At 65.8% G+C, this 20331-nt stretch carries 16 protein-coding genes and 1 tRNA gene; 5 read left to right on the top strand and 12 right to left on the bottom strand.

The annotated features are described in order from the left end of the window. The first annotated feature begins 59 nt into the window (after positions 1 to 59). From CFB81_RS19025 to CFB81_RS19010, 3 genes are all read left to right on the top strand, one after another. Positions 60 to 752: a response regulator gene (locus CFB81_RS19025; RefSeq protein ID WP_089436167.1), complete on the top strand. Its 693-nt coding sequence runs from the start codon at positions 60 to 62 to the stop codon at positions 750 to 752. 63 nt (positions 753 to 815) lie between these two features. Then, positions 816 to 1238 (top strand): hypothetical protein, encoded by a 423-nt coding sequence (locus tag CFB81_RS19020; protein ID WP_256976262.1) that lies wholly within the window; start codon positions 816 to 818, stop codon positions 1236 to 1238. Between the two features lie 627 nt (positions 1239 to 1865). After that, a complete protein-coding gene (locus CFB81_RS19010; RefSeq protein WP_089436166.1) occupies positions 1866 to 3701 on the top strand; it encodes a protease pro-enzyme activation domain-containing protein in 1836 nt (611 codons plus the stop codon). A gap of 152 nt (positions 3702 to 3853) precedes the next feature. On the opposite strand, the gene CFB81_RS19005 is transcribed toward CFB81_RS19010, so the two are convergent. Next, on the bottom strand, positions 3854 to 4504 hold the full coding sequence (locus CFB81_RS19005) for a pyridoxamine 5'-phosphate oxidase family protein (RefSeq protein WP_089436165.1): 651 nt from the start codon (positions 4502 to 4504) through the stop codon (positions 3854 to 3856). Between the two features lie 237 nt (positions 4505 to 4741). On the opposite strand from CFB81_RS19005, the gene CFB81_RS19000 reads away from it, so the two are divergent. Then, positions 4742 to 6223, top strand: coding sequence for a PLP-dependent aminotransferase family protein (locus tag CFB81_RS19000; RefSeq protein ID WP_089436164.1), 1482 nt, complete (start codon positions 4742 to 4744; stop codon positions 6221 to 6223). Positions 6224 to 6230: 7 nt separating this feature from the next. Here CFB81_RS19000 and CFB81_RS18995 read toward each other — a convergent pair whose 3' ends face one another. The 7 genes from CFB81_RS18995 to CFB81_RS18965 all read right to left on the bottom strand — a co-directional run bounded on the left by CFB81_RS18995 (position 6231) and on the right by CFB81_RS18965 (position 14938). Continuing rightward, positions 6231 to 7781, bottom strand: coding sequence for a phospholipase D family protein (locus CFB81_RS18995; RefSeq protein WP_089436163.1), 1551 nt, complete (start codon positions 7779 to 7781; stop codon positions 6231 to 6233). 301 nt (positions 7782 to 8082) lie between these two features. After that, positions 8083 to 8161: transfer RNA gene (locus CFB81_RS18990), tRNA-Ile, on the bottom strand. 138 nt (positions 8162 to 8299) lie between these two features. After that, on the bottom strand, positions 8300 to 10717 hold the full coding sequence (gene rpoD / locus CFB81_RS18985) for an RNA polymerase sigma factor RpoD (RefSeq protein WP_081083182.1): 2418 nt from the start codon (positions 10715 to 10717) through the stop codon (positions 8300 to 8302). Positions 10718 to 10805: 88 nt separating this feature from the next. Beyond that, positions 10806 to 12680, bottom strand: a complete 1875-nt coding sequence (dnaG, locus tag CFB81_RS18980) for a DNA primase (RefSeq protein ID WP_089436162.1) — start codon at positions 12678 to 12680, stop codon at positions 10806 to 10808. Positions 12681 to 12750: 70 nt separating this feature from the next. Further along, positions 12751 to 13197: a GatB/YqeY domain-containing protein gene (locus tag CFB81_RS18975; protein ID WP_050011331.1), complete on the bottom strand. Its 447-nt coding sequence runs from the start codon at positions 13195 to 13197 to the stop codon at positions 12751 to 12753. Between the two features lie 194 nt (positions 13198 to 13391). Continuing rightward, positions 13392 to 13604, bottom strand: coding sequence for a 30S ribosomal protein S21 (rpsU, locus tag CFB81_RS18970; protein ID WP_006479415.1), 213 nt, complete (start codon positions 13602 to 13604; stop codon positions 13392 to 13394). Between the two features lie 104 nt (positions 13605 to 13708). Further along, positions 13709 to 14938, bottom strand: a complete 1230-nt coding sequence (locus CFB81_RS18965; RefSeq protein WP_256976333.1) for an NAD(P)/FAD-dependent oxidoreductase — start codon at positions 14936 to 14938, stop codon at positions 13709 to 13711. 121 nt (positions 14939 to 15059) lie between these two features. On the opposite strand from CFB81_RS18965, the gene tsaD reads away from it, so the two are divergent. Further along, positions 15060 to 16100, top strand: coding sequence for a tRNA (adenosine(37)-N6)-threonylcarbamoyltransferase complex transferase subunit TsaD (gene tsaD, locus CFB81_RS18960; protein WP_069618507.1), 1041 nt, complete (start codon positions 15060 to 15062; stop codon positions 16098 to 16100). 90 nt (positions 16101 to 16190) lie between these two features. On the opposite strand, the gene folE2 is transcribed toward tsaD, so the two are convergent. The 4 genes from folE2 to CFB81_RS18940 form a co-directional block, all read right to left on the bottom strand. Beyond that, positions 16191 to 17000, bottom strand: coding sequence for a GTP cyclohydrolase FolE2 (gene folE2, locus CFB81_RS18955; protein ID WP_069618508.1), 810 nt, complete (start codon positions 16998 to 17000; stop codon positions 16191 to 16193). A 153-nt stretch (positions 17001 to 17153) separates the two neighbouring features. After that, entirely contained in the window at positions 17154 to 19058 is a 1905-nt protein-coding gene (gene dxs / locus CFB81_RS18950; RefSeq protein ID WP_069618509.1) for a 1-deoxy-D-xylulose-5-phosphate synthase, read from the bottom strand. Positions 19059 to 19139: 81 nt separating this feature from the next. Continuing rightward, on the bottom strand, positions 19140 to 20024 hold the full coding sequence (locus tag CFB81_RS18945) for a polyprenyl synthetase family protein (protein WP_050011336.1): 885 nt from the start codon (positions 20022 to 20024) through the stop codon (positions 19140 to 19142). Continuing rightward, positions 20021 to 20314, bottom strand: coding sequence for an exodeoxyribonuclease VII small subunit (locus tag CFB81_RS18940; protein WP_006479428.1), 294 nt, complete (start codon positions 20312 to 20314; stop codon positions 20021 to 20023). The genes CFB81_RS18945 and CFB81_RS18940 overlap by 4 nt, the downstream gene beginning before the upstream one ends. Positions 20315 to 20331: the final 17 nt, after the last annotated feature.

The following is a 20331-nucleotide window of genomic DNA, read 5'->3' as shown; positions in this document are numbered from 1 at the left end:
GCGCGCCCCGCGCCCGGCAACGGGCCGCCCCGATGGTTCGACATCGCACGGCACACTCCATGACGAATTCCCTGATACTGATTGCAGAAGACGAGCCCGACATCTCGGACATCCTCGATGCGTACCTGAAGCGCGACGGCTTTCGCACCTACCGCGTCGTCGACGGCCGAGCGGTGCTCGACATGCAGCCGCACCTGAAGCCCGACCTGATCCTGCTCGACGTGAAGATGCCGCATAAAAACGGCTGGGACGTGCTCGCCGAACTGCGACGGCGCGACAACACGCCCGTCGTCGTCGTCACCGCGTTCGACCGCGACCTCGACCGGCTGCAGGCGCTGCACGCCGGCGCGGACGACTACATCGTCAAGCCGTTCAACCCGGCCGAGGTCGTCGCGCGGTTGCGCGCGATCCTGCGCCGGTCCACCGCGCCGCCGAGCTTGCGCGTGCTGCGCGTCGGCGACCTGGAGATCGACACCGACAGCTATCTGGCCCGCGTCCGCACGGCGGGCGCCGAGGTGCCGATCACGCTGACGCTGACGGAGTTCCGGCTGCTCGCGCACATGGCGAGATCGCCGAGCCGCGTGTTTACGCGCGGCGAGTTGCTCGATGCGTGCATGGCCGACGTGAGCGCGCTGGAGCGCACGGTCGACAGCCACATCTGCAGGCTGCGCAAGAAACTCGAACAGGCCGGCGCACCGGGCATGCCGGAAGTGATGCGCGGCGTCGGCTACCGGCTGCGAGGCGTGCGGTGATGCTGGCGGCACGGCCCGGCCGGCAAACTCGGGCGAACGATCGGCCTCGTCGCGATCATCGCCGTGCTGCTCGCCTGCATCGCCGCCTTCTTCATCTACGCACTGCATGCGCCGGCCGCGTTGCCGCATGACGCGACCGGCGCGATGCTCCGCAGTGCGTCCACTTACCTGGTGCTCGCGACGGCGCTGTTCGCCTGCCAGCTGGCCGCCGCGTTCGAACTCGTCACGTTGATCCGCCGCATGCTCGCGATGCTCGACGCGACGGCGGATACCGCCGGCCGGATCGTCGCCGCCAGCAGTCGCGTCTCGCACACCCAGCTCGCTGAACTCGAAACCCGGCTCGACGCCATCAAGGTGCTCGCCACCGATGCGGACGCTGCCTCTCACAACGCGCTGCTTCAGCATGTCGACGCACTGTTCCGGTTCGTCGAAGATCTTCAGGCAGCCGAACGACAGGCGCCGGCGATTCGAACATTTCCTCGATAACGAACGGCCGTTTCAACACGCATCGGAAAGGATCGGCGAGTCGCTTTCGGCATTACCTGCTTTACCGGTTTCGAACATTACAAAATGCCGCCGATCTTTCAAAATCATTGCATCTTATTCGATTTAATTTTGTTTCATATAATCAGAAAAAGTTTGACACCGCGCTTTCGTTCTTGATACCGTCCGATGCAAGCAATCCGACGGATTGCCCGCCACGCAATCGATTCCGCTCTACGTTTTTCGCTTCCGCTGCACCGAAGTACGCGTCGCCGAATGATTCGTTCGTCCGCCGGCGCGTGCAGTATCCCGATGCATTTCACTGGACGGCTGCCATCCGGCAGCGGGCCGAAGGACCGAATCAAATGAGCAGGACAACGAAGCTGTTGCTCTAGCAATCCCGCCCGCGCCGACTCCGGCGCGACTGCCCCGCCCTGCGGCGCAGCCTTCCCGTTACCGCGTTTTCCGTATTTCGCCCCCGGAGAAAAACCGCTTTCCGGATCGGGCGAAAGGCCCTGTCGCGTCCGTGCCATCCGCCCGCATGCGACAGAAAACGGCGGTGCATGACCCGCACCGCTGTCGACCGTTGTTGTTCGTGCCGTTCGTTGTTCAACCGGAGGGGTAATTCAAATGAATCAGGTTGCAAACAAGAAACAAAAGCACATTCGCGCCGTCAATCTCGCACTCGCCGCCGCGGCCGCTGCCGCTTCGTTCGGCATGGCTGCCGCCCATGCCGCGCCTGCGGCCGGCTGGACGGAAACGCGCACCAAAGGGTTCCTGCCGCTCGTGCAGCAGAACGAAGCCGGCACGGCCGGCGCGCCCGCCGCAAGCACGGCAGCCGCTGCCGCGTCGGCCGTCGACATGGCGCCCGGCGAATCGGTGGACATCGTGCTCGGGCTGAACCTGCGCAACGAAGCCCAGCTCGACCAGTACCTGCGCGACCTGCACACGCCCGGCTCGCCGCACTACCGGCAGTTCCTCACGCCTGCGCAATTCGCCACGCAATACGCACCGACCGACCAGCAGGTCGCGTCCGTCGTCGCCCACCTGCGCAAGGCCGGCTTCGTGAATATCGTGGTCGCGCCGAACCGGCTGCTGGTCTCCGCGTCCGGCACCGCGGGGACCGTCCAGTCCGCATTCCGCACGACCCTCAAGCGCTTCACGCGCAACGGCCGCAGCGTCTATGCGAACACCGACGCCGCGCAAGTGCCGAACGCGATCGGCAACGTTGTCGGCGCGGTGCTCGGCCTGCAGAACGTCGAACTGATGCATACGGGCGCGGGCAGCAAGCCGCAAGGCGATACCAGCAACCTGACGATCCCGGCCGGCGCGTCGGCGGTGCCGCACAACCCGACCGAGTTCTCGTCGATCTACGGCGGCGACGGCACGCCGACGGCCTCGCAAACCACGGTCGGCATCATCTCCGAAGGCGACCTGTCGCAGACGGTGAGCGACCTCAATACGTTCGCCGCGAACAACGGCCTCGGCACGATCAACAGCAGCATCGTGAAGACGGGCCCGGCCGGCAGTTCGTACACCGACACCGACGGCACCGTCGAGTGGAACCTCGACAGCCAGTCGATCGTCGGCACGGCTGGCGGCAGCGTGAAGCAGGTCGTGTTCTACGTCGCGCCGTCGATGACACTCACCGCGATCACGGCCGCGTACAACAAGGCCGTGACCGACAACGTCGCGAAAGTGATCAACGTATCGCTCGGCGTATGCGAGTCGTCCGCGTACAGCACCGGCTCGCAGGCAACCGACGACACCATCTTCAAGCAGGCGGTCGCGCAAGGGCAGACCTTCTCGGTTTCCGCCGGCGATCACGGCGCGTACGAATGCGCGAGCGGCAAGCCGTCGCGCTCGACCTACACGGTGAGCGAGCCGGCCACGTCGCCGTACGTGATCGCCGTCGGCGGCACGACGCTGTTCACGAATACGTCGACCAATGCGTACAACAGCGAAATCGTCTGGAACGATCCGAGCTGGCAGTCGGGCACCGTGTGGTCGACGGGCGGCGGGTACAGCAAGTACGAGGCCGCGCCGACGTGGCAATCGTCGACTCTCACCGGATCGACCAAGCGCGCGCTGCCGGACATCGGCTTCGACGCCGATCTCCGCACGGGTGCGATTCTCGTCGTGAACGGCCAGACGTCCGACACGCTGTGGGGTTCGGGCTACCTGAACAACGAAGGCGGCACGAGCCTCGCCGCGCCGATCTTCACCGGCATCTGGGCGCGGCTGCAGTCGGCCAACAACAATGCGCTCGGGTTCCCCGCGTCGAGCATCTACAAGTACTTCCCGACCAACGCGGCGCTGCTGCACGACGTCACGTCCGGCAACAACGGCAGCGGCACCTACGGCTACAAGGCGAAGGCCGGCTGGGATGCGACGACGGGCTTCGGCAGCGTGAACATCTCGAAGTTGAACGCGTTCATCCAGAGCACGTCGGATTTCGCGCGCTGATAGGCCACTGACCGAACCGGGTGCGGGAGCGCGACGTATCGCACGCAACCGCGTCCAACAGCCCGCGAAGGCTGCGAAGCCGTCGCGGGTTTTCTGCATGCCGCGTGATCTCGCCTCCGCCGATGCGGCCCCGCCGCGCCGCACCGCACCGCTCAATCGGCCCAGTTCCGGACATAGTCCGGCATCGGCGCGTTGCCACCTGCATGAACCGGCGCGCCGCGTGTCGTCTTCAACGGCAGGATCCCGGTCCACACCGCCAGCCCGAGATCCTCTTCCTTGTCGGACGGCAGCGAATCGCTGATTTTCACGGCCGCTTCCGCCATCGAAATCCGCAGGACGCTGGTCGCATTGATTTCCTTCGAATTGCCCGGTCGCGCTTCGTGCTTGCGGCCCGGCGCGATCTTGTCCATCAACGCATCCAGCGCGGCGAGTTTTTCCACGCTGCCTTCGATCACGTCGAACTGCCCGTAGATCACCGCGGATCGATAATTCATCGAATGGTTGAAGGCGGACCTGGCCAGCACGAGACCGTCCAGCAGCGTCATCGCGACGCTAGCTTGCACGCCGGCCGACAGCGCCTTGATCATCCGACTGCCGTTGGACCCGTGGATATAGAGCGCGTCGCCCCTCCTCCAGTGCGCGGTCGGGATGCAGTGCGTGTTCTGTCCGTCGCCGAATGCGACGTGACAGACGTACGCGTCGTCCACGACGCGGTAGAGCATCGTGCGATCGTGACACGCCAGTTCAGGCAGGCGGCGAATGGTCGTGCGCGGCGTGGAAGAGAGAGTGGTCTGTTCGCTCATATATATCTGGACTACGAAGTGAATTGCATCGGCATCATGCCGTATCCGTGTCTCAGCGCGTGGTTGCCCCGCCGATCGACAATCGCGCGCCGAATCGAGCAAAATACGCGCACATCGCAAGTCGCGCCGATCGCTCGCCATGTGCGCGAACCTGCCTGCGCCGCGAAAGCATGAACGATACGATGCGCGCCGCGTCTTCGAAAGAACCAGCACAAGGAAAATTTCTGGAACCAGCCCATGGATCTCGCGCTGCTCATCTCATCGCTTGCCAGACAGGACGGCGCGACAACGCATAGTCAGCAGGAAGCGCTCTACCGGAGCCTGCGTGACATGCTGCTGGACGGGCAGCTTCCGCCCGGCACGCGGCTCGCGTCGACGCGCGTGCTCGCGGCGGAGCTGGGCATCGCGCGCAATTCCGCGGTCTATGCGTACGAGCGCCTTGCCGAGGAAGGCTTCGTGGCGGCCACGCGCAACGGCACGATCACGCTATGGGACGGATGCCGCCGGCCGGACGCCGGAAAGGAAGACGGCTCCGCACCGGTTCACCTGTCGGCGCGCGTGCACGGGCTGGAGAACGCCGATCCCGAGCCCGAACGCATGCTGCCGTTCGTTCCCGGCCTCCCGTCTCTCGACGAATTCCCGGTTGCCCAGTGGCGCCGCTGCATCGAGCGCGCATGGAAGACCATCACGCCCGCCCGGCTGGCGTACGGTCCGGTCGAAGGACTGCCCGAATTGCGGCGCGCGGTGGCCGCGTACATTCGCGTGTCGCGCGGCGTGCGCTGCGACATGGAGCAGGTATTCATCACCGACGGCACGCAGGGCAGCCTCGAACTGTGCGCGCGGATGCTGGCGAATCCCGGCGAATACGGCTGGCTCGAGAACCCTTGTTACAACGGCGCGAGGACCGCGTTCCGCTCGACCGGCCTGAATCCCGTGCCGATCGAGGTCGATCGCGAGGGGATGGCGCCGACCGACGCGCAGTGGCGCACCCACCCGCCCCGGCTGATCTATACGACCCCGTCGCACCAGTACCCGCTCGGCGCACTGATGAGCCCACGGCGGCGCGCGGCGCTCATCGAACATGCCCGTGCATGCGGCGCGTGGATCCTCGAGGACGACTACGACAGCGAGTTCCGTCACGGCGGCCAGCCGCTGCCCGCGATCCAGGGTCTGCAAGCGGACGCGCCGGTATGCTATCTCGGCACGTTCAGCAAGACGATGTTCCCGGCCCTTCGGCTCGGTTTCATGGTGGTACCGCCGGTGCTGGTCGAACGCTTCACGCGCACGCTGCGCGAACTCGTCCATCGCGGTCATTCGGCCGACCAGCTGGCGATGGCGGAATTCATCGATACCGGCCTGTTTGCGCGGCACCTGCGCAGAATGCGGGCGCTTTATGCGGACCGGCGCAGGAGCCTCGAAGCGGCGCTCGCCCGCCATCTCGGCACGTCGCTGAGCGTGCGGGAAAGCCCGGGAGGCATGCATCTTTCCGCGGATCTCGCGGCGCCGCTGCACGATACCGACGTCGCGCGCACCGCCGCCGCCCATGGCTTGCTGCTGCAACCGCTGAGCAGCTACTGCATCGGCGACGGCCGCCGCGGCAACGGCCGCCGCTACAACGGTTTCGTGCTCGGCTATTCCGGGCTGAGCGACGCGACGATCGAGACAGCAGCGATGCAGTTCGCGGCCGTCATCGACGAGCACCGCCGCGCACGGCGCTGAGCGTCGCTCACAGTTGCGATTCGATCGGAAACAGCCCGAGGAACCACACTTCCATCCGCCGCCCGGCGGACACTTCCGGCTCGTGATCGATCTCGGTGACCTTTCCGTCCGCGTCGGTCTGAACCCACTTGAGTCGCCCTTTGCCGGCCGCGTCGGTTCTCGCTTCCACGCGCCATGCGATCTGGTCGAGCCGCGCTTCCAGATCGTTGGCCACCTGGGAGGCGATCGCCGGACTCTCGCAGTAAAGGCCGATCTCCGTATTGAGGTTCAGCGAACGTGGATCGAGATTCATCGACCCGATGAAAATGCTCGTGTGATCGAACACGTAGGTCTTCGCATGCAGCGATGCACGCGACGAGCCGATGATGACCTGCTTCGAAATGCTCTTGTCGCCCGACGGCCGGCGCTCGTAAAGCCGCACGCCCGCATTCACCAGCTCGCTTCGATAGCGGCGGTAGCCGGCATGCACGGCCGCCACGTCGGTCGACGCGAGCGAATTGGTCAGCACCGTCACGCGCACGCCGCGCGCCACGAGCACGCGCAGCCGCTCGACGGCATCCTTGCCCGGCACGAAATACGGCGACACGATCAGCAGGTCGTGCTGCGGCTGCAACGCGAGCGCACGCAACTGCGGCATCAGGTGCCCGTCGCGGTCCTTCGGCGGGTGCGCGATCTTCGACGGATCGTCGTACAGCACCGTCGCATGCCCCCACGACAATTCGGTGCCCTGCCCGTGGACGATCCGGTCGAGCCGCTGCCGGGCCTCGAGCACGTATGGATTGTCTTCCATCGCCCTCAGGTAGTCGCGCAACCGTTCGCGCTCGCGGTCGAGCCCGCCCGGCGCCGCATCGTGTCCAACCAGCGTATCGATCGGATACGCATACGGCGAATTCCAGAACGTATCGAATTCGGTCGAGATATCCTTCACGACCGGGCCGTGAACGACGACGTCGAGATCGCCGAATTCCAGCATCGACGATGCGCCGAAGTATTCGTCGCCGATATTGCGGCCGCCGACGATCGCCGCCTGGTTGTCCGCGATCATCGCCTTGTTGTGCATGCGCCGGTTGACGCGCGAGAACTCGAACACGGTGCCGATCTTCTTGAACCGGCGCGTGGCCACCGGATTGAACAGCCGGATCTCGATGTTCGGATGCGCGCTGATCTCGAGCAGCTTGCGGTCGTCCGCGTTGGTGCCGAGATCGTCGAGCAGCGCGCGCACGCGCACGCCGCGATCGGCCGCGCGCATGATCGCGTCGGCGAGTTCGTGCCCGGTCAGGTCGTCGTGCCAGATGTAGTATTGAAGGTCCAGCGAGCGGTCGGCGCGGTCGGCGAGCAGCACGCGCGCGTCCAGCGCGTCGACCGGATCGGTCAGCAAATGAAACGCGTCCTGCCCGGGATGGGCGGCTGCCTGCTGGCGAAATGCCGCGCCGAGGCGCGTATTGCCGGTATCGGTAAATGCATGCGTCGGCGCGCGCTCGGCCTGCGGCGGCAGGCTCGCGCACGCGACAAGCATCAGCAACGACAGAATCGCACCCCACGAACGCAGCATGATCATGTTGGCCGCCCCCACTGTCGGGCGAAGTCGGATTGTGTTTGTTCTGGCTGGCTGCCGGACGGAGCGCGGCGCTGGTCCTCGGTGTGCGCGCGACAAAGCAGCGTGCGACCGGATCGCGCCACAGCATACTTCGATTGATATCGGGGCCGCACGCTTTCCGTGTTTCCGCGGTGGCGAAGATGCGACAGCCGGCGCCGACGCGAACGCGTTCAATACGGTCGACCGCGCCCAAAGAAAAACCCGCGACGCCTTGCGGCATCGCGGGTTTCGCGGCTTCCCCGGATAACCCTGGGAGCGAATCTGGTGGGCCCCCCGGGAGTCGAACCCGGCACCAACGAATTATGAGTTCGCTGCTCTAACCAAGCATGAGCTAGGGGCCCAGACGAGAAGCAAAGCGTGCTACACGCTCTCCCGGCAACGAGGCCGGGCCGGCATTGTAACAACAAAGACGACAGAGGGAACAAACGCCACCGGCATCATGCGGATACCGGCGGCGTTCGTAGAAGAGACGCTGGAAATCAGTTCCCTTCGAGGAACGACTTCAGCTTGTCGGAACGGCTCGGGTGACGCAGCTTGCGCAGCGCCTTGGCCTCGATCTGACGGATCCGCTCGCGCGTGACGTCGAACTGCTTGCCGACTTCCTCGAGCGTGTGATCGGTGCTCATCTCGATACCGAAACGCATCCGCAGCACCTTCGCCTCGCGCGGCGTCAGCGAATCGAGCACGTCCTTCACGACGTCGCGCATGCTGGCATGCAGCGCGGCATCCGCCGGCGCGACCGTGTTGGTGTCCTCGATGAAGTCGCCGAGATGGGAATCGTCGTCGTCGCCGATCGGCGTTTCCATCGAGATCGGCTCCTTCGCGATCTTCATGATCTTGCGGATCTTGTCTTCCGGCATCTCCATCTTCTCGGCGAGCGTTGCCGGATCCGGCTCGAGACCGGTTTCCTGCAGGATCTGCCGCGAGATGCGGTTCATCTTGTTGATCGTTTCGATCATGTGAACCGGAATACGGATCGTGCGCGCCTGGTCCGCGATCGAGCGCGTGATGGCCTGACGGATCCACCACGTCGCATAGGTCGAGAACTTGTAGCCACGACGGTATTCGAACTTGTCCACCGCCTTCATCAGGCCGATGTTGCCTTCCTGGATCAGGTCGAGGAACTGCAGGCCGCGGTTCGTGTACTTCTTCGCGATCGAGATCACGAGACGCAGGTTCGCCTCGGTCATTTCGCGCTTCGCCTGACGCGCCTTCAGTTCGCCGGCCGCCATCTGGCGGTTGGTTTCCTTCAGGTCCTTCAGCGGCAGCACGACGCGCGCCTGCAGGTCGAGCAGGCGCTGCTGCTGTTCGCGGATCGCCGGGACGTTACGCGACAGCACCGCGCTGTACGGATGGCCTTCCGCAGTGATCTTCTCCGCCCAGTCGAGATCCGTCTCGTTGCCCGGGAAGCGCGCGATGAATTCCGAACGCGGCATGCCGCACTTGTCGACGACGATGTGCAGGATCTGACGCTCGACCTGACGCACTTCGTCCACCTGCGCACGCAGCGTGTCGCACAGGCGTTCGACGGTACGCGCGGTGAAGCGGATCGTCATCAGCTCGCTCTGGATCGTTTCCTGCGCCTTCAGGTAGGCCTTCGACTTGTAGCCTTCCTTCTCGAACGCACGGCGCATCTTGTCGAACCACTCGCTGATCTGCGAGAACTTTTCGAGCGACGCGCGCTTGAGGGCTTCGAGTTGGGCGGCATTCGCCGATGCCTGCGCGGCACCGTCGTCTTCCTCCTCTTCCTCTTCTTCCTCTTCCTCTTCGGCTTCCTCGTCCTCGTTCTCGATGGCTTCCGCTTCCTTCGCGGAGAAGCCGTCCGTATCGGCCGCGTCCGCGGCATTCGGATCAAGCAGGCCGTCGACGAGCTCGTCGACGCGGATCTCTTCGTTCGCGACGCGTTCGGCCATCGCGAGGATGTCGGCAATCGTCGTCGGGCACGCGGAGATGGCCATCACCATGTGGCGCAGGCCGTCCTCGATCCGCTTCGCGATCTCGATTTCGCCTTCGCGCGTGAGCAGCTCGACCGTGCCCATTTCGCGCATGTACATCCGGACCGGATCGGTCGTGCGGCCGAATTCCGAATCGACGGTGGACAGCGCGACTTCCGCCTCCTCTTCGACTTCATCGTCCGACGACGCGGCGGGCGCGTTGTCGTTCAGGAGCAGCGTTTCCGCGTCCGGCGCCTGCTCGTAAACCGCCACGCCCATGTCGTTGAACGTGCCGATGATGCCCTCGAGGGCCTCGGTCTCGGTGAAGTTGTCCGGCAGGTGGTCGTTGATTTCGGCGTACGTGAGGAAGCCGCGCTCCTTGCCGAGCTTGATCAGCGCGCGCAGTTTCACGCGGCGCTCTTCGAGCTCCTCGGCCGTGCCCGGCGTGCTCGTCGCGAACGCTTCCTTCAGCAGCGCCTTTTCCTTGGCGCGACGATCGCGCACCTTGGACTTGCCCGGTGCAGCCGCCGCTGCGGGCTGCTCGTCGCTCTGATTTGCGTCGTCTTCGACGGATACTTCGTTCAGCTTTTTGGTCATGGAGTTCGCCGTACCGGCTATATCGACTCGCGGCTGCTGGACGACAGCCGGTTGAACCGTGGGTGCATGAGTAGTACGTACTGCCGTTTCGTCCGCGTCGGCAGTCGTGTCCCTTGCGCTTTTCGCACTTGCCCGCTTCGCCGCCGGCTTGGCCGGCCCGGAGTCGGGTCTGGCGGCAGCCCGTGTTCTGGCTGCCGGCGCCGGCGCAGCCTGAGCAGTGCCGGCCGCGGTTTTCTTTCCTGCAGGGGCTGACGTGGCTGAAGACGTTGTCCTGGTGGAAGAAGCAGACTTGGCCGCTGTGACCTTCTTGGTCGGCTCCGTCGAGCCCTTGCCTGTTGCTTTCTTTCCGCCTGTCGTCTTTGCCATCGCGATTCTCGCCTCTGCTTGGAAAACAAACCGCTGGAAACCTTATATTATAGCACGCTGGGAAGCCCTCTCTAAGCGCCCCGGCCGCCTACAGCCCGAGCCGACGCTTCATGTCGGTTCGCTGCTGGTTCAATTCCGTCAATTCAGCCAATTCCTCGGGGGTGAAGGTGGATTGCCGCGCCAGCCTGTCCAGCCGGTCGCAGCAGGCGTCATAGCGCATCTTGAGCACCGCTGCCTGCAGCTCCTCCCCCGCAATCCGCTCCTGCTCACGCTGCCGCTCGGGCACCGTCTCGTCTTCCGGATTCTGTAACAGCAAATCGCGGACGTTTTCATCATAGTCCAGAATTTCGCGGAAGATTTCCTCGTAAGTCGCCCCGTTCGAGGACGTCCTCAGGACATCCGACAACAGCCGGAACTCCGCGCCGTCGCCCAGCGCACGCGCATGATCGACGACTTCCGCGAACAGCTCGCCGATGCGCGGCAGCGCGCGCAGGGTCGCAATCTGTTCGTCGTCGAGTTGCGATGCGACGCGCGGATGCATCACCAGCGTGCGCAATGCGCGCTTTTCGCTGTCCGTCACGCGGCGCCGCTCGCTGCGCGCGGGCGCCTGCCGCGGCGGCGCCGCGATGCGCGTATCGACGTCGGAAAGCGCCGCGACCTCTTCGAACGGGATATCGAGACGATCGGCGAACATGTGCATGATCTGCGCGCGCAACGCGTTCGCGGGTAGCGCCTGCAACAGCGGCTTCGCATCGAACAGCGCTTTCGCGCGGCCTTCCGGCTGATCGAGCGCCTTGCCGGCAATTGCTTCGTTCAACAGAAATTGCGACAGCGGCATCGCGCGTTCGACCTGCTCGGAGAACGCGTCCGCTCCGAACTCGCGCACGTAGCTGTCCGGATCGTGCTCGGTCGGCAGAAAAAGGAACCGGATCGTACGGTTGTCGCCCGCATGCGGCAGGCAGGCCTCGAGCGCGCGCCGGGCCGCGCGCCGCCCGGCCGAATCGCCGTCGAAACTGAAAATCACGGTGTCGGTCTGACGCAGCAGCTTCTGTACGTGAATCGGCGTGCACGCGGTGCCGAGCGTCGCGACCGCGTTCGGAAAGCCGAGCTGCGCGAGCGCGACGACGTCCATGTAGCCTTCGACGACCAGCACGTACTTGCGCTCGCGAATCGCGAGGCGCGCCTCGAACAGGCCGTACAGCTCGCTGCCCTTGTTGAACAACGGCGTTTCCGGCGAGTTCAGGTACTTCGGCTCGCCGCTGCCGAGCACGCGGCCGCCGAAACCGATCACCTGCCCCTTCACGTTGCGGATCGGGAACATGATCCGTTCCCGGAACCGGTCGTAGCGGCGCGCGACGCCCTGCGCGTCGGTTTTCTCGCTGACGATCACGAGCCCCGCCTCGACGAGCGACTCGTCGCGATAGTCGGGAAACGCGGCTTCGAGGTTCTGCCAGCCGTCCGGCGCATAGCCGAGACCGAAGCGCGCGGCGATCTCGCCGGTCAGGCCCCGGTTCTTCAGGTACTGGATCGCGACGGTCGCGCCGCGCAACTGCTTGCGGTAGTAGTCGCACGCCGCCGTCATCGCATCGGACAGCGCCGTCGCCACCGATTTCGACACGGGCGCCGGATAGTCGCCGCCACCGCCTCCGCCCCCACCGCCGCGCATCGACGGCTCGTGCGGCACGGTCAGCCCGACGGATTGCGCGAGTTCCTGCACGGCTTCCGGGAACGTGAGCCCCGCGTGCTCCATCAGAAAGCCGATCGCCGTGCCGTGCGCGCCGCAACCGAAGCAGTGATAGAACTGCTTGGTCGGGCTGACGGTAAACGACGGGCTCTTCTCGTTGTGGAACGGGCACAGCCCCATGAAGTTGGCGCCGCCCTTCTTGAGCTGCACGTACCGGCCCACCACGTCGACGATATCGACGCGGTTCAGCAAATCCTGCAGGAACGAATGCGGAATCACCGTGGGATCGAGCGAAAAAAGACAATACGACGCCCGGCGCACGCATCGCTGGGCGCGCCGGGAACGGGTTTTACTTCGTGAGCGCGGCCTTGACCTGCGCGGAAACGGCCGTCATGTCGGCACGGCCGGCGAGCTTGCCCTTCAGCACGCCCATCACCTTGCCCATGTCCTGCGGGCCGGCTGCGCCGGTTTGCGCGACCGCCGCCTGGACCTCGGCCGCCACTTCGGCGTCCGACAGTTGCGCGGGCATGTAACCGCCCAGCACGGCCAGCTCGGCCTGCTCCTTCGCGACGAGATCGTCACGGCCGGCCGCCTGGAACTGGCTGATCGAATCCTTGCGCTGCTTGATCATCTTGTCGATCACGGCCGTGATGCCCGCGTCGTCGAGCGTGACCCGGTCATCGACTTCGCGCTGCTTGATCGCGGCCATCAGCAGGCGAATCGTTGCCAGGCGCTCGCTTTCCTTCGCGCGCATCGCGGCCTTCATGTCTTCGCTGATCTGCTCTTTCAAACTCATCTTTCACCCGGGATGGAAACGTGAATCCGACGCCCGCGAACGGGCGTCAACACAAAAACCCGCTTGGGACATTGTCTCAAGCGGGTTGCTCGAATCCGGCATCGGCGACTCGCCGCCTGATCGGCTGCGCGACCGCACCCGATCGCACGGAGTCGCCGGTGCGCCGCTCAGCGAACCGCGCGGCGCCCAATCGTTCAGTACAGCTTCTTCGGCAGCGTCTGGCTGCGAATACGCTTGTAATGACGCTTCACCGCAGCGGCCTTCTTGCGCTTGCGTTCTGCGGTCGGCTTCTCGTAAAACTCGCGCGCACGAAGCTCGGTCAACAGACCGTTCTTCTCGATCGTGCGCTTGAAGCGACGCATTGCAACTTCGAACGGCTCGTTCTCTTTAACGCGAATGATCGTCATGATCCGACACGAATAAAGGTTTGCAGGGAAAGACTACCGAGTATAGCAGAGCGATTGCTCGAAGGCACGGACCCCAGCCCGCCGGAACGGCGCCGGCCGGCGCGTCAGGCGCCGCGCGCGTACTCGGCCGCGGCCTGCCCGGCCGCCGTGCCGGACGCCCACGCCCACTGGAAGTTGTAGCCGCCGAGCCAGCCCGTCACGTCCACCGCCTCGCCGACGAAGAACAGCCCGGGCACGCGCGCGCTCATCATCGTCGCCGACGACAGCTCCCGCGTATCGACCCCGCCCTTCGTCACTTCGGCCTTCTTGTAGCCTTCGGTGCCGTTCGGCGTCAGCGTCCAGCCGGACAGCGCGTCGCCGATCTGCCGCAGCGTCTTGTCGGGCAGGTCCGCGAGCCGCGCGTCGGCCGCGACGCGATGCGCGTCGAGCCACGCATGCGCGAGGCGCGACGGCACCCAGTCGGCGAGCAGCGAACCGATCTGGCGCTTCGACGTGCGTTTCGCGTCGAGCAGATCGGCCACGGTCTCGCGCTGCGGCAGCAGGTCGACGCGGATCGGGTCCCCTGGCTGCCAGTAGCTCGAAATCTGCAGGATGCCCGGCCCGGACAGCCCGCGATGGGTCAACAGCAGGTCCTCGACGAATTCGCCGCCGCGCTTTTTGTCGCCGGTCGATACGCGTACTTCGAGCGACACGCCGGACAGCGGCGCGAACGGCGCCCAGTCCTGCGGCGCGAACGTCAGCGGCACGAGCGCGGGCCGCGTATCGACGAGCTTGTGGCCGAACTGCTTCGCGAGCCGGTAGCCGAAGTCGGTCGCGCCGATCTTCGGGATCGACAGGCCGCCGGTCGCGACGATCAGCGCGCGCGCGCCGATCCGGCCGGCCTGCTGCGTGTCGAGCGTGAAGCCGTCGGCCGGCGCATGGCGCACCGCGTCGACGACGACGGGCCGGCGCCACGCGATGCCGCCCGCGTCGCACTCGTGCTTCAGCACGTCGATGATCGCATCGCTGCCGTGGTCGCAAAAGAGCTGCCCCTTGTGCTTTTCGTGCCAGGTCACGTGATGGCGCTTGAGCAGCCCGAGGAAGTCGCGCGGCGTATAGCGCGCCAGCGCCGAACGCGCGAAATGCGGATTCGACGACAGGTAGTTGTCGGGTCCGGCGTACAGGTTCGTGAAGTTGCAGCGGCCGCCGCCCGAGATGCGGATTTTCTCGGCGAGCCGCGGCGCGTGATCGATCAGCACGACGCGACGGCCGAGCTGCCCGGCAACCGCGGCGCTCATCATGCCGGCGGCGCCCGCGCCGATCACGGCGATGTCATAAGTTTCCATGGCGCGGATTGTACCTGCCTGGCCTCGCGCCCGGGCCGCCCGCGGCGGCGGCGAGCCCCTGCCTGCTATAATTTCAGGTTACGTCGACCTACCCGCGGCGCGTCCGAAACGGCGCGCCCTGCCCTCACCCATGCTCGTTCTCGGCATCGAAAGCTCCTGCGACGAAACCGGCCTCGCGCTTTACGACACGCAGCGCGGCCTGCTCGCGCACGCGCTCCATTCGCAGATCGCGATGCACCGCGACTACGGCGGCGTCGTGCCCGAGCTCGCGTCGCGCGACCACATCCGTCGCGCGCTGCCGCTGCTCGAGGAAGTGATGGCGCAAAGCGGCACGCGCCGCGACGACATCGACGCGATCGCGTTCACGCAGGGCCCCGGCCTCGCCGGCGCGCTGCTGGTCGGCGCGAGCATCGCGAATGCGCTCGCGCTCGCGTGGAACAAGCCGACCGTCGGCATCCATCACCTTGAAGGCCACCTGCTGTCGCCGTTGCTGGTCGACGAGCCGCCGCCGTTCCCGTTCGTGGCGCTGCTGGTTTCCGGCGGCCATACGCAACTGATGCGCGTGACCGACGTCGGCGTGTACGAGACGCTCGGCGAAACGCTCGACGACGCGGCCGGCGAAGCGTTCGACAAGACGGCGAAGCTGATCGGTCTCGGCTATCCGGGCGGCCCCGAAGTATCGAAGCTCGCCGAAACGGGCACGCCGGGCGCGGTCGTGCTGCCGCGTCCGATGCTGCATTCGGGCGATCTCGACTTCAGCTTCAGCGGCCTGAAGACGGCCGTGCTCACGCAGATGAAGAAATTCGAAGCGGCGAAGCTCGAGGGCGACGCACTCGAACGCGCGAAGGCCGACCTTGCGCGCGGCTTCGTCGATGCGGCCGTCGACGTGCTCGTCGCGAAGTCGCTCGCCGCGCTGAAACAGACGAAGCTCAAGCGCCTCGTGGTCGCGGGCGGCGTCGGCGCGAACCGCCAGTTGCGCGCCGCATTGTCGGCGGCCGCGGCCAGGCGCGGCTTCGACGTGCACTACCCCGATCTCGCGCTGTGCACCGACAACGGCGCGATGATCGCGCTCGCGGGCGCGCTGCGGCTCGGCCGCTGGCCCGAACAGGCGAATGCCGATTACGCGTTCACGGTGAAGCCGCGCTGGGATCTCGCGTCGCTCGCAAGCTGAATCGCGCCACGCGATGCCTCGAGCAGGAAAACAAAAAGGCCGCTCGGTTCCGAGCGGCCTTCGTCATTGGCGGAACAAAACGCCGCGGCGTTATGCAGCCAGCCGCTTGTCGCGCTCAATCAGCGCATACGCGCTGTGATTGTGGATCGACTCGAAGTTCTCGGCCTCGAGCACGTACGCGATCACCCGCTCGTCCGCATCGAGACGCTGCGCGACGTCACGCACGAGATCCTCGACGAACTTCGGGTTCTCGTATGCACGCTCGGTGACGAACTTCTCGTCCGGACGCTTCAGCAGCCCCCACAGTTCGCACGACGCCTCCTCTTCCGCGATGCGGATCAGCGCCTCGACCGGCAGATCGGCGGCCAGCTCCGCATCGATCGTCACGTGCGAGCGCTGGTTGTGCGCGCCGTACTGCGAGATCTTCTTCGAGCACGGGCACAGGCTCGTCACCGGCACGAGCACTTTCAGGAACAGGCGCGTGTCGCCGTTGCGGCTTTCGCCCGCGAGCGTCACTTCATAGTCGAGCAGGCTCTGCACGCCGGACACCGGCGCCGTCTTGTTCACGAAATACGGGAACGTGACCTCGATGCGGCCGGCCTCGGCTTCGAGCTTCACGAGCATCGACGCGAGCATCGCGCGGAAGCGCTCGACCGTCAGCGGCGCGCGATTCTCTTCGAGCAGCGCGACGAAGCGCGACATGTGCGTGCCTTTCTGGTCGGCCGGCAGATGGACGTCGAGGTTCCAGACACCGACGGTCGGTTGCACGTCGCCGCTCTCGGTACACACCGTCAACGGATGCCGAACCGCCTTCACGCCCACGCGCTGAATCGGGATCTGACGGGTATCCACCGTGCTCTGCACGTCGGGCATCACGAAGGCGGGATTCATCTGGTTCATTTGTTCAATCCTTGTAAGCCGCGCGTCCGACGACGCGCACGCCGCATCATGCGGCGGCCGGAAAAGCAACATGGGCCCGCAGGCCCATGTTTTCCGCATCAATGAAGACCGGTTGCACCAGTCGCACCGACGCCGCCCGCGGGCGGCGTCGGCTTATGCGACGCGCTTCGCCTGACCGGCGACATCAGCCGCCGGATTCAGAAAGCGTTCGCGAATCGATTTCGCGATGCCCGCGCCGTCGAGGCCGCATTGCGACAGCAGCTTCGCGGGGTCGCCGTGATCGATGAACAGGTCAGGGAGGCCCAATTGTAGTACGGGTCGGATAACCCCACTCTCCATCAGGGCTTCGACGCACGCCGAGCCCGCGCCACCCATCACGCAGCCTTCCTCGACCGTGACGACGTAGTCGTGCGTTTCGGCGAGCTCGCGCACGAGCGCCGCGTCGATCGGCTTCACGAAGCGCATGTTCGCGACCGTTGCATCGAGTTCCTCGGCGGCGGCAAGCGACGGCGCCACCATCGTGCCGAACGCGAGGATCGCGACGCGCTTGCCTTCCGGCTGCGACGTGCGGCGCCGCACTTCGCCCTTGCCGACCGGGATCTCGGTGAATTCCTTCACCGTCGCCACGCCCGTGCCCGCGCCGCGCGGATAGCGCACCGCGGTCGGGTTCGGTTGCTGCAGCGCCGTATGCAGCATCTGGCGGCACTCGTTCTCGTCGGATGCGGCCATGATCGTCATGTTCGGGATGCAGCGCATGAACGCGAGATCGTACGCACCCGCATGCGTCGCGCCGTCCGCGCCGACGAGGCCCGCGCGGTCGATCGCGAACACGACCGGCAGATTCTGCAGCGCCACGTCGTGGATCAGCTGGTCGTACGCACGTTGCAGGAACGTCGAGTAGATCGCGACGACGGGCTTCAGCCCTTCGGTCGCGAGACCGCCCGCGAACGTCACCGCGTGCTGCTCGGCGATGCCGACGTCGTAGTAGCGATCCTTGAAGCGCTTCTCGAATTCGACCATGCCGGAGCCTTCGCGCATCGCGGGCGTGATGCCGACCACGCGCGTATCGCGCTCGGCTTCGTCGCACAGCCACTCGCCGAACACCTGCGTGTAAGTCTTCTTCGCAGGGGTGGTCGACGGCTTGATGCCTTCGGCCGGATTGAACTTGCCGGGGCCGTGATAGAGCACGGGATCCGCTTCGGCGAGCTTGTAGCCCTGGCCTTTCTTCGTCACCACGTGCAGGAACTGCGGGCCGCGCAGTTCGCGGATGTTCTGCAGCGTCGGGATCAGCGAATCGAGATCGTGACCGTCGATCGGGCCGATGTAGTTGAAGCCGAACTCCTCGAACAGCGTGGCCGGCACGACCATGCCCTTCGCGTGCTCCTCGAGCTTGCGCGCAAGTTCGAGCACCGGCGGCGCCACGCTCAGCACGCGCTCGACACCCGCGCGCGCAGCCGCATAGAAGCGGCCCGACATCAAGCGGGCGAGATGGCGATTCAGCGCGCCGACCGGCGGCGAGATCGACATGTCGTTGTCGTTCAGGATCACGAGCACTTTCGCATCTTCCGACACGCCCGCGTTGTTCATCGCCTCGAACGCCATGCCGGCCGTCATCGCGCCGTCGCCGATCACGGCGATCGAAAAGCGGTCGTCGCCGTTCAGCTGGCTGCCGATCGCCATCCCGAGCGCGGCCGAGATCGACGTGCTCGAGTGCGCGGTGCCGAACGTGTCGTATTCCGACTCCGAACGGCGCGGGAAACCCGAGATGCCGTCCTGCTGACGCAGCGAGTGCATCTGGTCGCGGCGGCCCGTCAGGATCTTGTGCGGGTAGGTCTGGTGACCCACGTCCCAGACGATGCGATCGTTCGGCGTGTCGAACACGTAGTGCAACGCGATCGTCAGCTCGACCGTCCCGAGGTTGGACGACAAATGGCCGCCCGTCTTCGACACGCTGTCGAGCACGAACGCGCGCAGTTCATCCGCGAGCGGTTGCAGTTGGCGACGATCGAGGCGGCGCAAATCCGCCGGGTCGTCGATGGTTTTCAGCAAGTCGTACATCGTCGTTCCATTGTAGGAAATCAAACGCGCCCGCATTCTTTTGCACGCACCGTAGCATGTGCGCGGCGGCGGGCTTTCGCGTCAGCTGACCCGGTTCACTACCAGGTCGGCAAGTTCGGCGAGACGCTGTGCGCGTGCGCCGAACGGTTTCAGCGCGTCGTGCGCTTCGGCGCGCAGCTGCGCTGCCAGCTCGCGCGACGCCTCGAGACCGAGGATCGATACATAGGTCGGCTTGTCGTTCGCCGCGTCCTTGCCGGCCGTCTTGCCGAGCGTCGCCGAATCGGTCGTGACGTCGAGAATGTCGTCGACGACCTGGAAGGCCAGACCCACGGCGCCCGCGTAAACATCCAGCGCGGCCATCGTTTCCGCCGACGGCGTCTCGCCGGCCAGCGCGCCCATCCGCACGGCCGCGCGCAGCAATGCGCCCGTCTTCATCCGGTGCATCGTCTCGAGCTGTTCGCGCGTCAGCTTCAGGCCGACGCTCGCCAGGTCGATCGCCTGCCCGCCGGCCATGCCGATCGAGCCGCTCGCGAGCGCCAGCTCGCGCACGAGCGCCGCCTGCTGCACCGGCGACAGCGCATCGGCGTCGGTCAACGCGACGAACGCCTGCGACTGCAGCGCGTCGCCGACCAGCAGCGCCGTCGGCTCGTCGTACTGCACGTGCACGGTCGGTTTGCCGCGACGCAGCGCGTCGTCGTCCATGCACGGCATGTCGTCGTGCACGAGCGAGTAGACGTGGATCATCTCCAGCGCCGCCGCCGCCGCGTTGCGCGCCGCTTCCGTCGCGCCGGTCAGTTCGCCTGCTGCATGGCACAGCAGCGGGCGAACGCGTTTGCCGCCACCGAGGACCGCATAGCGCATCGCCTCGTGAAGTTTCGCGGGCGTCGCGGTTTCGGCCGGCAGATAGTGGCCGAGTGCGTCCTCGACACGGTCAAGCACGGACCGCATCCATTGTTCGAATGTCATAGATCGTCGTCTTCGCCGTCCGTGGCGGCCGTTCCGGACGAAAGCGGCTTCAGCGTCGCGCCGTCGAGCACGCGAACCTGCTGCTCCACTTTCTCGAGCTGCTGTTGGCAAAACGCAACGAGGGTCGCACCGCGGCGATACGCCGCCAGCGAATCCTCGAGGCTCAACGCGCCGCCTTCCATCCGGGCAACCAGCGTCTCGAGTTCCGCCAGCGCCATCTCGTAATTGTCCGGCAACGGTTCGGTGCCATTGCCGGGCGGCGTGGCGCCTGGGGATGCGGTTTTCGCCATGGACGAGGTGTCAAATT

The organism is Burkholderia sp. AU28863 (assembly GCF_002223195.1).
Classification (GTDB): domain Bacteria; phylum Pseudomonadota; class Gammaproteobacteria; order Burkholderiales; family Burkholderiaceae; genus Burkholderia; species Burkholderia sola.
Note: the sequence above shows the minus strand (reverse complement) of the source record. Positions and strands in the feature narration are given on the sequence as shown.

Excerpts from the sequence above, each read along its gene's own strand:
- CFB81_RS19025 (WP_089436167.1), top strand. The coding sequence starts at position 60 with ATGACGAATTCCCTGATACTGATTGCAGAAGACGAGCCCGACATCTCG.
- CFB81_RS19010 (WP_089436166.1), top strand. The coding sequence starts at position 1,866 with ATGAATCAGGTTGCAAACAAGAAACAAAAGCACATTCGCGCCGTCAAT.
- CFB81_RS19005 (WP_089436165.1), bottom strand. The coding sequence starts at position 4,504 with ATGAGCGAACAGACCACTCTCTCTTCCACGCCGCGCACGACCATTCGC.
- CFB81_RS19000 (WP_089436164.1), top strand. The coding sequence starts at position 4,742 with ATGGATCTCGCGCTGCTCATCTCATCGCTTGCCAGACAGGACGGCGCG.
- CFB81_RS18995 (WP_089436163.1), bottom strand. The coding sequence starts at position 7,781 with ATGATCATGCTGCGTTCGTGGGGTGCGATTCTGTCGTTGCTGATGCTT.
- rpoD (WP_081083182.1), bottom strand. The coding sequence starts at position 10,717 with ATGGCAAAGACGACAGGCGGAAAGAAAGCAACAGGCAAGGGCTCGACG.
- CFB81_RS18975 (WP_050011331.1), bottom strand. The coding sequence starts at position 13,197 with ATGAGTTTGAAAGAGCAGATCAGCGAAGACATGAAGGCCGCGATGCGC.
- rpsU (WP_006479415.1), bottom strand. The coding sequence starts at position 13,604 with ATGACGATCATTCGCGTTAAAGAGAACGAGCCGTTCGAAGTTGCAATG.
- tsaD (WP_069618507.1), top strand. The coding sequence starts at position 15,060 with ATGCTCGTTCTCGGCATCGAAAGCTCCTGCGACGAAACCGGCCTCGCG.
- folE2 (WP_069618508.1), bottom strand. The coding sequence starts at position 17,000 with ATGAACCAGATGAATCCCGCCTTCGTGATGCCCGACGTGCAGAGCACG.
- dxs (WP_069618509.1), bottom strand. The coding sequence starts at position 19,058 with ATGTACGACTTGCTGAAAACCATCGACGACCCGGCGGATTTGCGCCGC.
- CFB81_RS18945 (WP_050011336.1), bottom strand. The coding sequence starts at position 20,024 with ATGACATTCGAACAATGGATGCGGTCCGTGCTTGACCGTGTCGAGGAC.
- CFB81_RS18940 (WP_006479428.1), bottom strand. The coding sequence starts at position 20,314 with ATGGCGAAAACCGCATCCCCAGGCGCCACGCCGCCCGGCAATGGCACC.